Origin of the sequence: Dactylosporangium roseum (genome assembly GCF_025264685.1) — a bacterium.
GTDB classification, from domain to species: domain Bacteria; phylum Actinomycetota; class Actinomycetes; order Mycobacteriales; family Micromonosporaceae; genus Dactylosporangium; species Dactylosporangium roseum.
This window is the reverse complement of sequence record NZ_CP073721.1, coordinates 896,822-909,855: the sequence shown is the minus strand read 5'-3', so window position 1 is coordinate 909,855 and position 13,034 is coordinate 896,822. Positions and strand designations below refer to the sequence as shown.

The following is a 13,034-nucleotide window of genomic DNA, read 5'->3' as shown; positions in this document are numbered from 1 at the left end:
AGGTCGTCATGTCCGCCAAGACGCACATGTTCGACAGCCGCGCGCAGCAGCGCTGGGCCTTCGCTACCCATCAGAAATTCGCTCACCGCTGGGGTGAGAACACCAAGGCCGCCGGATGGTCCAAGACCCTCCCGGCCCGCACGCGCCCCAAGTCGGCGCGCTCCCTGATGACCGGGCACGCCGGTCGCTGATTCCAGCCCCAGGAGGGCAATCCCGCATGACCATGCCTGTTGAGCCGACGCTGGACGCGCCGGCCGTCGAACCGACCTCCGTCACCGCTCCCGCCGCACCGGCGGAGCCCGCGAAGCCCGCGAAGCCCGAACCGCAGCGCGCAACAGCCTCCCAGGCGGAGGACATCGCCTCACTGCCGGACTGGGCGCAGAAGGCCATCCGCGACGCCCGCAACGAGGCCGCGAAGAGCCGCACAACAGCGAAGCAGACCGCAGCCGACGAGGCACGTCAGCAAACCCTCGCGCAGGTCGCGAAGGCGCTCGGCCTCAACCCGGACGGCACCGAACTCGACGACCCCGCCGTGCTGGCCGAGCAGTACCAGCAGCAGATGGTCGAGTACCGCAACGAGGCGTGGGGTGCCGCCGCGAACCTGCGCCTCTACCAACTCGGCACCGAGTTGGGCGCGAACATCGCAGCCCTCACGGACTCGGTGTCATTCATGGACTCCCTCGACGAGCTCACCGAGATGGACCCCCACTCGGACGAGTTCGCCGACCTGCTGCGCTCCAAGGTCCAGGCGGCCCTAGAGCGCAACCAGCACTACCGAGCGGCGAGCCAGGCGCAGGCCGCATCCACGACGCCGCAGGCGTCCGCCAACGCTCCACGACCCGACCCGTCACAGGGTGCCCGGGGCGTGAGCGCGGCAGCCCGTCCCTCGTCGCTGTTCGACGCCATCTCGCGGCACGTGAGCCAGCAGCGCTGAGCGTCGCCTCTCTTTCGGAGACACCATGCCCATCACCCTCGCCCAAGCGGCGATCAACACCCAGAACGACATCGACTTCGCGGTCATCGACAACCTTCGCCGGACGTCATGGCTGATGGACCAGATCGTGTTCGACGACACGGTCTCGCCCGGCACCGGCGGCGGCACGATGACCTACGGCTACACCCGGCTGACCGCCGCGGCGACCGCCGGGTTCCGTGCGCTCAACACCGAGTACACGCCGGGTCAGGCCAAGCGTGACCGGTTCACCGTGGACCTGAAGCCGTTGGGTGGCGCGTTCACCCTCGACCGGGTGCTGGCGAACCTCGGTCCGGCGCAGACGAACGAACTGAACTTCCAGCTCCAGCAGTTGCTCATCTCGATCAAGATTCGGTTCCAGCAGGAGGTCATCCTCGGCGACACCGCCGTGGACGCCAACGGCTTCGACGGCCTGTCGAAGTCCCTGACCGGCACGAGCACGGAGCAGACGACCAGCACCGACTGGACGCCCGCGACGGTCAACACGCAACTGCTGGCCCAGCAGGAGCTCGACAAGCTCGACGAACTGCTGTCCCGGATCGTTCCCTCGACCGTCGGCGGCGGCGACGTCGGCGCGCCGGGCGCGCTGCCGACCGGCGTGAAGGCGATCCTCGGCAACACCAAGAGCATTTTCCAGCTCAAGCGGCTGGCGCGGTGGGCGTCGATGGCGACCTCGGAGATGGACTCCATGGGCCGCAAGATCGACATGTACGGCGACTGGGTGCTCGTCAACATCGGCGACCGCCAGGACGGCTCCGGCCCGATCATCCCGATCAACGGTTCCGGCCAGACCGACCTGTACGCCGTCACGTTCGGCCTCGACTCGTTCCACGGCGCCTCACTGGGCGGCGCTCCGCTCCTGCGGACCGCAATGCCCGACTTCACCAAGGCCGGTGCCGTCCAGTCGGGCGACGTCGAAATGGGCCCGGTCGCGATGTGCCTGCGCAACACCAAGTCGGCGGCCGTCTTCCGCACCATCAAGGTGCAGTGATGCGCGTCCGCATCGAAACACCCGTCAGGGACCACAACGGCGCCGTCGGACACGTGGTCATCACCCAGGGCGTGGGCTTCGCCGACACCGAAGTCCACGCCGCGGAGATCGCCTACTGCCGCCGCAACGGCTACACCGTCACCGAACTCGAGGACGTGGAGCCCGTCACCGAGCCGGCCGACAACGTTGAGGAGCCGGCCGAGGTGCCGATGCCTCGCCGGTCCGGCTCCGCCGAGGCGTGGCGCGCCTACGCCGTCGCGCACGGCGTGTCCGCCGAAGAGGCGAACGAACTGTCCCGGGACCAGCTCGTCGAGCGGTTCACCAGTGAGGAGTCCGAATCATGAGCCAGCTCGGCCTGTACCAGGGCAACGTCCGCGACGCGCTCGCCGCGTGGGACGTTGCCCTGCCGGCATCCCCGTCCACCTTCTACCGTGCCAGCCTGCCCCGCTTCGGCTTGTACGACAGCGCCGGCGACGCCGGCCAGGCCGCGCTCGTCGACGGCGTCATGACGGCCGTGCCGATCAAGTGCGCCGCCGGGGACGTCATCACGAACGTCTCGTTCGTCACCGGGGCGGCCACCTCCGGCACCGAGGCGAACTGGTGGGTTGCGCTGTACAGCAGCGCGTCCACCCCTGCGCTGCTGGCGCAGTCGGCCGACCAGCTCACCGCCGATGTGGCCGTCAACACGGTCAAGACGGTGGCACTGAGCGCGCCGCAGACGATCACCCAGACCGGCTACTACTGGGCGGCGATCATGATGCACGTCTCCGCCGGTGCGGTGAACTCGCTCATCGGCACGTGCGTGGCCCGGCCCGTCGCCACCGGCGAGCGGAACCTGTCCGTGTCGTCCGGCTCCGGCCTGACCACCACGGCGACGGCCACACTGGCAGCCCCGGCAGTGAAGAGCTTCGCACCGTACGTCGTCCTGACCTGATGTCCTCGGACCTCGCCCCGCCGGGCGCGGCAACGTCCGGGTACGCCATCCGGGTGTTGCCGCGCGAGGCGGTGGCGTCGTGGTGGTCGGCGACGGACGCCGGTCCGCTGCGTAGCCCCGTACCGGCTGGGCAGGTCTCCGAGGTCGAGTGTGCGCTGTGCCTGTCGGGCTGGCGCGAAGGCGACCCGCCGATCTGGTCCCGCAGCAGCCCATGCGCCCTCGCCTACCTGTGGCGAGACCTGCTCGACCACCTTGCCCATGTCCACGGCGTCCGACCAGATCCGGCGGGATGCCCGTGACCCTCGGGGGTGAGAACGGATGGCCGACCAGCTCGCTACCCCGGCGGACCTCGCCTCCCTCCTGCAATCCGACCTTGACCTGTCCACGGCCACACTGCTCGTAGAGATGGCCACGGCCGTCGTGCAGCAGGCCGCAGGCGGGCAGCGCATCATCCAGGTCATCGGCGACGTCATCACCTTGGGCGGCTACTCCGACTCGTGGCTCGACCTGCCGCAGATCCCCGTCACGGCCGTCTCGTCCGTCGTGCTCGACGGCGCCACGTTGACACCCGGTGCCGACTACCGGCTCATCGGCAACCGGTTGTGGCGGCGCACCGGCTGGCAGGCCAGCCTCGGCTATCCGTGGGACTGGCAGTACGCACCCTCATGGCCCTCGGCGCGGGTACCGCCCGGCTACCCAGTCCAGGAACCCTCAACGGTTGTCGTCACCTACACCCACGGGCATGCGCCCGGCGCGCAGGAACTCCAACTTGCCCGCTCCGCAGTGCTGGCGATCGCCAAGGTCGGCTACGCCAACCCGTCCGGTGCCGCTTCGGAGGCGATCGACGACTACTCGGTCAGCTACGACGCGATGGCCGGGCGAATGGAAGCCGCACCACATCTGAAGGCCGCACTGGCCAAGAAGTACGGCCGCCGTGGCGGCCTCGTCCGTATCGGCTGACCGACCACAGGAGGTGAGCCGCATGACCGACGCGCAGCCAGAGCCGCACGTCAACCGCTACGAGCTCACCATAACCGCCGAAGCCGAAGTCATCAAGGCAGAACCAGCGCCAGAAGGGGAGGACGAGTAGATGGCTGTCGGACTGTCCGCCGCGAACTTTGCCGACAAGGTTCTCAACCACATGCTGCGTGCGGTCGCATCCACCGCGCCGGCCGGGAACTTCATCAAGTTGCACGTCGGTGACCCTGGGTCGACCGGTACGGCCAATCCGTCGTCAGTTACCGCCCGGCCCGCCGCGACCTTCGCCGCGTCGTCGAGTGGTTCGTGCTCACTCACCGGCACGCTGCCGTCGTGGCCGTCGTGGGCCGGAACCAACGGCGAGGTGGTCACCCACATCAGCGTGTGGGATGCCTCGACCGCCGGCACGTTCCTGTACAGTGCCGCCTTGACGGCATCGAAGACGGTGAACACAGGTGACAGCCTGACGCTCAACACCCTCACTTTCGGCTTGACGCCGCTCGCTGCCTGAGGCTTATGCAGGCCCGGCATTGCCGCCAGCCGCTTTTCGGCACTACTCGTGGGGGTGCATCATCGCTACGGGCACAATCTTGCTGCCACCGGGCGCCGCAGTACTTCCGGATGGCACTGCGAGCAATCTCGCGCCGGCACTCCAGCGCCGCAAGTCCAGCGGCTCGGCGCCCGCAATCTACATGCTGGAACTCTGGTTCGACGCGTCGACCGAGGAGTGGGCCACGTGGGCTTTCCGAATGCCGGCCGACTATGCATCAGGGCCGACGCTAAAGATCCAGTACAAGGCGGCGTCCGCAACCACAGGTGACGTCGTCTGGGCCGGGTCGCTCGCTGCGGTCACCGACGGAGATGCGACCGATGTCGACGCCAAGGTGTTCGCCGCCGCCCAGACCGCAACCGTCACCGTGCCGGGCACTGCCGGATACCTCGACGAGGCCAGCATTTCCCTCACCACCGCCGCAGACTCGGTCGCCGCCGGCGACTTCGTTGTGGTGCGTATCGCCCGGCAGGGCGCGGCTGGCGGAGACACCGCGACCGGCGACATGGAGTTCGTCGGCGCCGCGATCACCTACACCACGGCGTAGGAGAGTTGATGGCACTCACCACCGGCCAGCGCGACGCCGTCGCCCGCGCCTTCATGCGGACCGTCGTCGGTGAACCGTGTGCGTTTGTCAAGGCAACGCTGCGGACAGCGGTTGACAACGTCGACGACTGGTGCGACTCGGCCGCCACGACCGTGCCGAGCACGTCGTACAACGCCTCGCTCAACGCTACGTTCCGCACATCGGCCACGTCGGCGCAGAAGTCGGCGCTCCTCGCGCTCGTGTGCTGGTGGCGTGCCGGGAGGACCACCCCCGAAGGGCAGTAGCCGATGGCCCGGGACATGGGTGGATCTGGCTACGTCACTACCGGCATCGGCACGCTGGTCGGGATTCCGGCTGGCGCGTTCAGCCTCTGGGCGATCTGCCGCGTCACCTCCGACAACACATACCGGATCCTGTTCAGTCTTGAAACGTCCGCCGGGTCGAGCCGGCTGAGCCTCTGGTTGTCCAACACCAACACGGTTCAGCTCAGTGTCGCCGCGTCCGACAAGGACACCGGCGTCCCGGCGTCCAGCTCGGACGGGTGGATGCTCGTCGGCGTCAGCAAAGAGTCCGGCAGCTCCATACCGCGCGGCCACAAGCATGTGTACTCGACGAACACCTGGACGCATGCGGACGCTGCGGCGGCGTCGAGCGGCGACTCCGGCGACCTAACCGCCGGCCGCGTTCAGATCGGCCGCTGGCAGACATCAACAGAACGTTGGCCGGGAGAAATCCTGCTCTGCGGCGCGGTCAAGCGGGCACTGACGGACGCCGAATGGGAGCAACTGCCGTACACCCTGCCCGGCGCGCTCGGCGTCACACCCGACGCGCTGTGGCTGCTCGACCAGCACGCCACCACCCAGAACGTCATCGACCTCACCGGCGGCGGCGCCAACCAAACTGCACTGACCGGCACGTCGACCGGCACCAGCTCCGTGCCGGTGTGGAACTACGGCACCGGTGCGAGTGTCGGCGTCGGCCAGACCGGCGGCGGCAGCACGCACAACGCCGACGCAACAGCAGTCACTACCGCCACCATCACTGCCGCGGCGGTGGCCGACCGCCCGGCCACGGCCTCGCTCACCGCGACCGCAACCGTCAGCCCGGCCGCCACAACAACGAAACCGGCCACCGCGACGCTGACCACAGCCGCGGGGATCACGGCGGACACGGCATCCACGAAGTCGGCCACGGCCGACCGGACGACCACCGCCACCCTCACAACCGCGGCCACCGCCGTCAAGCCGGCCGACGCCACCCTGACCGCCACTGCGACGATCACCGCAGCAGCAGCGGTCGGCGCCGCTCCGGTCGACATCACCGCCACACCGACCCTCACCGCCACCATCACGCCCGCCGCAACAGCGACGAGACCGGCACCCTCGACGCTGACCGGCACGGCCGCAATCTCGTCAACGGCAGCGCTCACCAAGCCGACGACGGCCACGCTCACCGCGACCACGGCCATCGCAGCCACCGCCTCCGTGACACCCGCAGCCGCTGCGATCGTCGCCCGGCCGAACACGGGCACCACGTCCCGACCTGGCACAGGGGTGGTGCCACGCCCCTTCACCGGTATCGTCACGCGGCCCTGACCGAACCGGAGGACGACCGTGCTCAACCCGACACCGGCACTCCTCCGCGGACGGGCAGCCGCCGAGAGCCTCATGCAGGACACGTGCACCGTCCAGCACCAGACCGGAGAGACCACCGACCCCGAAACAGGTGTCGTCACCTACACCCACGTGGTGGTGTACAGCGGCAAATGCAAGATCCAACAAGCCGCCCCGGCAACCAACCCCACCAACGTCGGCGAAGCCGCCGTGTTTGTTGGCCAGTTGGTGCTGCACCTGCCCATGTCCGTCACCGGCGTCCAACCCGACGACCTCGTCACCATCACAGCCTCAGTCCTAGACCCGGATCTCGCCGGGCGGACGTTCCGGCTCAGGGGCCCGGTGCACAAGTCGTACCTGACCGCTCGGCGCTTTCCGATGGTCGAGGTGGCCGGGTAGGACGACCTGCCGGCTCTACCTGCCTGCCTTGACGATCGCGGCCTGAATGTCGATCAGGGTCAAGAACACGTAGGCCGAGAACCCAGCGGCGAATATGGCAGCGAGAGCTGCCAGAGCGGCGGCAACGAGCGTTGCTGTCTGCACCTTCCGGATCTCCTTGAACTCGAACGACAGGTCAGTGGCGGGCTGCTGCTGTTCGCCGATCGGGGCGGCGGGCGTCGGGGACGTGTCGCGCACGTTGCGGAAAGAAGACGTCATGCCCGCGAGTGTGACGCAGTGATCTGGGCGGCGCCCTCCGCCGATCATCTGTGTCATTCCGGCCTGCGCTGATCAGTCAAACCGACCCGGGACAGAGGTGGCGGCCCGATGGGCGCGAAGTCGCACGGGTGGAAGAGGCTCGCCGAGGATCTCGGTGCGGCGCGCGAACGTGTCGTCGAGGACGGCAAGAAGATCGTCGGCAAGGGTTGCCTGCACATCAAGAAGCAGTCTCAACAGATCATCCGGGACCGCAGCAAACGCGGATATCTGCCGCACTACCCGAGAGCGATCGGCTACGACGTCACTGCACACGCCGCTGACATCATCGGCGAAGTCGGACCTGACGCGAACAAGCTTCAGGGTGGCCTCGGGCGAATCATCGAGTTCGGTTCGGTCAACTCGGCGCCGATCCCGCACCTCATCCCCTCGCTCGACGACGAGGTGCCACGGTTCGTCGGGCACGTCCAGGAGCTCGGCGAGCGGCTCCTCAACGGCGAGAAAGGCCCCGATGGACCGGTGGCCGACCCAGGCGGCGGCTGATGACCGACGGCATCGACCAGGCGCTCGTCAACGGCGGACTAGACCTGCTGCGAGCCGACCTCGGGCCGCCAGCGCTACAGGTGTTCGACGGCGCCGTGCCCAACGGCACCAATCCCAGCCTCGGCTACGTGCTCGTGTATGCCACGGTCGAGTGGCCGTCCGGCGCTGAGGGAGACGCTCTGGACGGCATCTCCGGCACGCCGACCGTCCGGTGGATCACGCACAGCGTGAGCACCACGGCTATGGCCGCGCGAGGCGTGCAGCAGCGTGTTCGGACCGCCTTGCTCAACAAGCGCCTCACCATCGCGGGCCTCGACTGCGGGCTGATCCGGCAAGAGGTGGGCGCCGGCCCGCCAACCCGGGACGACACCACCGGCACGACCGTCTTCGACGTCGTGGCCACCTATCGCACGTTCGCCACCTGAGTTTCCCGCCACGCGGCGGTCCCTTCCATCAAGGAGGTGCCGCTATGGCGGCAATTACCACGCAGTCCGTGTCCAACGGGGCACTGACAACCCCAACGGCGATCACGCCGACCGCAGCCGACACCATCGCCCGATCGCAGTTCGGCCCGAATGGCGTCCTGCTCAGGATCATCACCACCGGCACCGCGACAACGCTGACGGTGTCCGACCCGACAACCACGGACCTCGGCAACGCCGGCACGCCAGCGTCGCAGACATGCCCGGCGACCGGCTCGCGGATGGCGTTCGTGCCTCTTGCGGCGATCAACCCGGCGGACAGCGATCGGGCGACGATCAACTTCAGCGGCGCCCTGACCGGGGTCACCTACGAGGCATACCGGGTCTAGGGGCGCTCATGGACTGGTTTGTGGTGCGCCACCCAGAGACCGGCGGCGTCGGCGTGGTGGCAGAGACGGCGCTGGATCACTACCGCCGCACCGGGTGGCTACGTGTCTCGGACGCGCTCGGCCGTGACGAGCGCGACCTCATCGACCTCGCGTCCTATGCGGACGCTCCCGACCTCGACGCGCCCAAGGCGCCAGCCAAGACCGCGAAGGAGAAGTGATGGGCGTCATCACCATGGACGGCCGGGTTGCGGTCGGTTTCGCCACCAGCATCGCCACGATCGCCCTGCCGACCGTCACCGAGCTGACCACCGGCAGTACGCGGCTGGAGACATTCATTACCCCGGATGGGCTGGAGATCACGCCGACGACCGGCGAGGTTGACGTGAGCAATCTCGGCTCGGTCGCTAACGCCTCCAGAGCAGGCCGCATCAAGTGGGCCATCAAAATCACGTTCCACCACGACGGCCCCACCGACACGCCGTGGAACCTGCTGCCGTACCGAACCAACGGCTTCCTGTGGGTCCGGCGAATGATCGACCGCACTACGGCCATCGCCAGCGGCCAGAAGCTCGCGGTCTACGCCGTCGAGGCCGGCGAGCCGGACGAGGACGACCCGAAGCCCGACGGCGTCTTCGACTTCACGTCCGACTTCTTCGTCACCGAACTCGGCTACAACTCCCGCTCCGTCGTCGCGTAACCACCACGAGCGGAAGGGCGGACTCGGCAGCCCCGGTCCGTCCTTCCTCCACGTCCGGGGCTGCGAAGGGGCTGCAAACAACATGGAATGGGACATCGAATCCATCATCGACGAAGCGGAGCCGGCCGAGGCGACCGTCGTCATCACCGTCAAGGGAAGCCTCCGATCGGAGTACGACCTGCTGGAGGCACAGCTCGGCGGCATGACGCAGGCGGTCACGAGCCTCGCCGGGGACAGTCCAGCAACAGGGATCGCCGAGCGGATGGCGGCACTCACCGAGCAGATGCGCGCCTACGAGCGGCCGTTCAAACTCCGCGCCCTCACGCCGCGCCGATCCTGGCGGAACCTCATGGCCAAGCGCCCGGTGAAAACACCCGGCATGAGCGACGAGGAGTACCTCGACGCCTATCACCCTTGGCTGTGCTCGATCGTCGCCGCCACCGTGGCCCAACCGGAGATGACCCAGCAGCAAGCCGAGCGGCTCGCTGACCGACTGTCCGACGGCGACTGGAAGAAACTCGCGAACGCCGCGTGGGAGGTAAACGACGAGAGTCGCGAGGTCCCTTTTTCCGTGGCCGCCTCCGTGCTGACCCGGAGCTCCGGCGCGAGGTCGAAGCGGCCAGAGACCAGCGACAACCCCGCTCCCGGCTCCTTGGCCGGGAGCCCCGAACCATCACCGAGCACGAGTACGACGAGCACGACCGGCTGATCCGCTCGGTCACCACGGCAGAGCCGCTGTGGACCGACGAGGACCGGCACCTGCTCCTCGCACTGCTGGCCGAAGAGGCCGAGCAGTGCCGGGAGTGCAGTCAGCCCCTGGAGGTGTCCACCGACCGGCGCACACAAGGGACGTGGAGGGTCGAGCGGCACACCTGCGAGGCATGCCGCATCCTCGAGGCCGAGGTCGGCAACGACGCCGAGTCAAAGAAGCCGAAGCGCGGCGTGAAATACGTCGTGCGTAGGGCCTAGCTGAACCCCAGGATGATGCCCGCGTCCAGCCGTTCCTCGCTGTAGGTCTGCACGCCGCGATGGCTGACTTCAACGCCGTAGGGGCCGACGCCGCGCGGGACGCCGGGCACGGCGAAGGCCAGGGTGCATGACCCGGCCCGCTGCGTGCCGTCGGCGTTGGTGCTGAAGTCTCCGGCCCGGCCTGCGGCCAAGGCGCCGACGGCGAGCTTTTTGCCTCCCGCGTCGGTGATGACGACCTGCGTACCGCCTCGGAGGTCGGAGAACCCGCCCATGCCCTGGCATGTCGGATCCTGCGCGCTGTTCCACGTGAACTCACCGCGGTGGAGCACCAGGTCGCCAGCGGCCGTGAACGCCGCCGAGGCTGAGGCGGCGGCCGGGGCGCCCGTGTCGGCCGATTTTCGGGTCAGGGCGACGGTCACGCCGACGGTGGCGGCGACGAGCACAACGGCGCCAGCAGCGACGCCGGCAATGAGCCCAGCCCGGCGGCGAGGCCGCTGCCCGGCCATCTGGGCGAGGGTGACCGGTCGATTGGTGTCCACGAACCGCAGTGTGCACCAGTGATGCAAGCAACACCCTCCGCTGATCATCCGATGGCGTTCCGGACGGAGGGACCATGGCCGACCGGAAGGCGTCCGTCGCACTCGAACTGAAGGCCGGCCAATTCAAGGCCGAGGCCACGATCGTCGAGCGCAAGGTCAAGGCCGTCGATGACGCAGTTGAGGAACTCGACCGCGACATCACCAAAATCCCCTCCGACGCCGCGAAGGCCGGCGCGGCGCTAAAGCTGCTCGGCGGCGCCGCCGACACGGTCGGGGACAAGGTCGCCTCGCTCGGAGAGAAGAACACCGGACTGTCGGTCCTCGACTCGCAGATCCGATCGACACGCGCAGAGCTCCGCAAGCTGTCTGACGAGTTCGACAAGACCGGCGATGTCGACGTGTTCCGCAAGCTCGGCGACGTCGAGGGCAAGCTACGGGGCTTGCAGGACGCCCGCAAAAAGCTGGCGTCCGCCGTGGTGGGCGACGTCGAGGACGTCATCAGCAATGCCAGCAGGGGATTCACTGGCTTCTGGAAAGACGCCTTCGCGTCCATGGGCACCAACGAACTCAAGACCATCGGCATCGCCGCCGGAGTCATCATCGCCGCCGCTGCGGCACCGGTCATCGGCTCTGCGATCGGCGGAGCCCTACTGGCAGGCGCAGCCGCCGGGCCGCTGGTGGTCGGCATCAAATCGGCGATCAACGACCCGCGTGTCAGCGCCGAGATGGATCGACTCGGGCTGCGCGTCGGCGACACCATGCAGCGATCTGCGACCTACTTTGTACCGGCGATGGAGCGGTCGTTTCAGACGTTGTCGCAGAGCTGGTCGCGGCTCGCCCCGCAGGTGGAGATGACCTTCGTCAACACCGCGCCCCTCGTTGACAAAATCACCAACGGGGTGGTGAAGCTCGCCGAGAGCGCCATGCCCGGCTTCGTGAAGGCCACAGCCGCGGCGGGCCCCGTCTTCGACCAGATCGAAAACACGATGCACGCCGTCGGCATCGAGGTCGGGGACCTGTTCACGATGCTGTCGGAGCACAGCAACGAGGCCGCCTCCGCGGTGCAATTCTTCGGCATGCTCGCCTCCGGCGCGATCTCGGCAGTTACCTCCACCCTGGAGTTCCTCCTCGACGGCTGGGGCAAGCTCACCCGATACGGCGAGAGCTCTGCGGCATTCATGGCTAAGTGGTTCGGATGGGTGCCGGTCGTCGGCGACTACTTCCGCGACCTGCGCGGCGAGTGGCACATGCTCGCCGAGACCGCCAAGGGCAACGGCGCGACGGCAATGCAGACATTCGCCCGGGTTATCGACGAGTCGAAGATCGCCGCCGAGCAGGCCGAAGACCGGGTTGCCCGGCTGCGCGACCGTTCCGAAATGCTCGGCGGCTCGATGAGCAACGCCGCTCGCCTTGCCGGCACCCTCAAGGCCGCGCTGGATCAACTGAACGGCACGGCGATCAGCGCCGAGCAGGCCGAACTGCAGTATCAGGCCGCGATCGACAGGGCAACAGAGTCGATCAAGAAGAACGGCAAGGAGACCGACGCCAGCACGGAGAAGGGGCGCGCCAACCGCGAGGCGCTGCTGGGGATCGTCACGGCCACCGAAGCGAAGGTCGCGGCCACGTACGACGAAACCCTTGCTACGCAGGGTCAAGCCGCGGCGGACGCGGCGGCTACCAAGGCCGCGCAGGAGGGTCGCCTGGCGGTCATCGCCGCCGCAAGGGCGATGGGCTTCAGCCAGCAGCAGGCGGAAGAGTACGCGAACCGGCTGCTGAAGATCCCCGGACAGGTCAGCACCATGTTCAAGATCTACGGCACTGACGTGGCCGAGGAGCAGATCCAGGCCATCAAGGATTCGCTCAACCGCGTCCCGGGCTCTAAGACGATCAACATCAAGGTCAAGTCTGATCTGCCGTCCGGCATCTCCATGGGCAACCTGATGCACCGGGCGTCCGGCGGACCAGTTACGGCCGGCACGCCGTACGTCGTCGGCGAGCATCGGCCGGAAGTCTTCGTACCCAACGTGTCCGGCACGATCATTCCAAGTGTCGACCAGTACGCCAGCATGCGGGGCATGCGCTCGGCCGGCCTGAGTGCCGGCCCGCCCGGCGGTGGCGCCAGCGGCGGGACGCTCGCACTCACGTTGACGATCAACGGCGGCAACTCCGGTATCGCACAGCTCCTGCAAGACATGCAGCGCAAGGGGCAACTTGTCCTGACGGCGAACTGAGGGG

The 13,034-nt window shown here is 68.0% G+C and carries 21 protein-coding genes; 19 read left to right on the top strand and 2 right to left on the bottom strand.

The genetic code is table 11. The annotated features are described in order from the left end of the window. Positions 1-8 precede the first annotated feature (8 nt). The 12 genes from Drose_RS04265 to Drose_RS04210 all read left to right on the top strand — a co-directional run bounded on the left by Drose_RS04265 (position 9) and on the right by Drose_RS04210 (position 6,985). Entirely contained in the window at positions 9-191 is a 183-nt protein-coding gene (locus Drose_RS04265; protein WP_260726853.1) for a hypothetical protein, read from the top strand. A 26-nt stretch (positions 192-217) separates the two neighbouring features. Further along, entirely contained in the window at positions 218-934 is a 717-nt protein-coding gene (locus tag Drose_RS04260) for a hypothetical protein (RefSeq protein ID WP_260726852.1), read from the top strand. A 25-nt stretch (positions 935-959) separates the two neighbouring features. Next, the gene (locus Drose_RS04255; RefSeq protein WP_260726851.1) at positions 960-1,964 is read left to right on the top strand and encodes a major capsid protein; all 1,005 of its coding nucleotides are present in this window, start codon (positions 960-962) and stop codon (positions 1,962-1,964) included. Then, positions 1,964-2,308 carry a hypothetical protein gene (locus Drose_RS04250; protein ID WP_260726850.1) on the top strand — a complete coding sequence of 115 codons (345 nt, stop codon included), beginning with the start codon at positions 1,964-1,966 and terminating at the stop codon, positions 2,306-2,308. Before Drose_RS04255 ends, Drose_RS04250 begins: the two co-directional genes overlap by 1 nt. After that, positions 2,305-2,898 carry a hypothetical protein gene (locus Drose_RS04245; RefSeq protein ID WP_260726849.1) on the top strand — a complete coding sequence of 198 codons (594 nt, stop codon included), beginning with the start codon at positions 2,305-2,307 and terminating at the stop codon, positions 2,896-2,898. The genes Drose_RS04250 and Drose_RS04245 overlap by 4 nt, the downstream gene beginning before the upstream one ends. Continuing rightward, positions 2,898-3,197 carry a hypothetical protein gene (locus Drose_RS04240; protein WP_260726848.1) on the top strand — a complete coding sequence of 100 codons (300 nt, stop codon included), beginning with the start codon at positions 2,898-2,900 and terminating at the stop codon, positions 3,195-3,197. The genes Drose_RS04245 and Drose_RS04240 overlap by 1 nt, the downstream gene beginning before the upstream one ends. 19 nt (positions 3,198-3,216) lie before the next feature. Beyond that, positions 3,217-3,858, top strand: coding sequence for a hypothetical protein (locus Drose_RS04235; RefSeq protein WP_260726847.1), 642 nt, complete (start codon positions 3,217-3,219; stop codon positions 3,856-3,858). Between the two features lie 130 nt (positions 3,859-3,988). Further along, entirely contained in the window at positions 3,989-4,387 is a 399-nt protein-coding gene (locus Drose_RS04230) for a phage tail fiber protein (RefSeq protein ID WP_260726846.1), read from the top strand. 79 nt (positions 4,388-4,466) lie between these two features. Continuing rightward, a complete protein-coding gene (locus tag Drose_RS04225; protein ID WP_260726845.1) occupies positions 4,467-4,973 on the top strand; it encodes a hypothetical protein in 507 nt (168 codons plus the stop codon). A gap of 8 nt (positions 4,974-4,981) precedes the next feature. Beyond that, a complete protein-coding gene (locus tag Drose_RS04220; RefSeq protein WP_260726844.1) occupies positions 4,982-5,257 on the top strand; it encodes a hypothetical protein in 276 nt (91 codons plus the stop codon). A gap of 15 nt (positions 5,258-5,272) precedes the next feature. Then, the gene (locus Drose_RS04215; RefSeq protein WP_260726843.1) at positions 5,273-6,568 is read left to right on the top strand and encodes a hypothetical protein; all 1,296 of its coding nucleotides are present in this window, start codon (positions 5,273-5,275) and stop codon (positions 6,566-6,568) included. An 18-nt stretch (positions 6,569-6,586) separates the two neighbouring features. Further along, positions 6,587-6,985, top strand: a complete 399-nt coding sequence (locus Drose_RS04210; protein WP_260726842.1) for a DUF6093 family protein — start codon at positions 6,587-6,589, stop codon at positions 6,983-6,985. Positions 6,986-7,000: 15 nt separating this feature from the next. On the opposite strand, the gene Drose_RS04205 is transcribed toward Drose_RS04210, so the two are convergent. Continuing rightward, positions 7,001-7,243 (bottom strand): hypothetical protein, encoded by a 243-nt coding sequence (locus Drose_RS04205; RefSeq protein WP_260726841.1) that lies wholly within the window; start codon positions 7,241-7,243, stop codon positions 7,001-7,003. 108 nt (positions 7,244-7,351) lie between these two features. Between Drose_RS04205 and Drose_RS04200 the strand changes: the two genes are divergently transcribed. From Drose_RS04200 to Drose_RS04175, 6 genes are all read left to right on the top strand, one after another. Further along, on the top strand, positions 7,352-7,783 hold the full coding sequence (locus Drose_RS04200; RefSeq protein WP_260726840.1) for a hypothetical protein: 432 nt from the start codon (positions 7,352-7,354) through the stop codon (positions 7,781-7,783). Next, on the top strand, positions 7,783-8,208 hold the full coding sequence (locus tag Drose_RS04195) for a hypothetical protein (RefSeq protein WP_260726839.1): 426 nt from the start codon (positions 7,783-7,785) through the stop codon (positions 8,206-8,208). Before Drose_RS04200 ends, Drose_RS04195 begins: the two co-directional genes overlap by 1 nt. Positions 8,209-8,252: 44 nt before the next feature. Further along, complete coding sequence (locus Drose_RS04190) at positions 8,253-8,594, top strand: hypothetical protein (RefSeq protein WP_260726838.1); 342 nt, start codon at positions 8,253-8,255, stop codon at positions 8,592-8,594. An 8-nt stretch (positions 8,595-8,602) separates the two neighbouring features. After that, on the top strand, positions 8,603-8,812 hold the full coding sequence (locus tag Drose_RS04185) for a hypothetical protein (RefSeq protein ID WP_260726837.1): 210 nt from the start codon (positions 8,603-8,605) through the stop codon (positions 8,810-8,812). After that, on the top strand, positions 8,812-9,291 hold the full coding sequence (locus Drose_RS04180) for a phage tail tube protein (RefSeq protein WP_260726836.1): 480 nt from the start codon (positions 8,812-8,814) through the stop codon (positions 9,289-9,291). The genes Drose_RS04185 and Drose_RS04180 overlap by 1 nt, the downstream gene beginning before the upstream one ends. Positions 9,292-9,373: 82 nt before the next feature. Next, positions 9,374-10,000: a hypothetical protein gene (locus Drose_RS04175; RefSeq protein WP_260726835.1), complete on the top strand. Its 627-nt coding sequence runs from the start codon at positions 9,374-9,376 to the stop codon at positions 9,998-10,000. A 256-nt stretch (positions 10,001-10,256) separates the two neighbouring features. Here the strand turns inward: Drose_RS04175 and Drose_RS04170 are convergent, their stop codons facing one another. Next, positions 10,257-10,799 carry a hypothetical protein gene (locus Drose_RS04170; protein WP_260726834.1) on the bottom strand — a complete coding sequence of 181 codons (543 nt, stop codon included), beginning with the start codon at positions 10,797-10,799 and terminating at the stop codon, positions 10,257-10,259. A 74-nt stretch (positions 10,800-10,873) separates the two neighbouring features. Between Drose_RS04170 and Drose_RS04165 the strand changes: the two genes are divergently transcribed. Continuing rightward, positions 10,874-13,030 carry a hypothetical protein gene (locus Drose_RS04165; protein ID WP_260726833.1) on the top strand — a complete coding sequence of 719 codons (2,157 nt, stop codon included), beginning with the start codon at positions 10,874-10,876 and terminating at the stop codon, positions 13,028-13,030. The last annotated feature ends 4 nt before the right edge of the window (positions 13,031-13,034 follow it).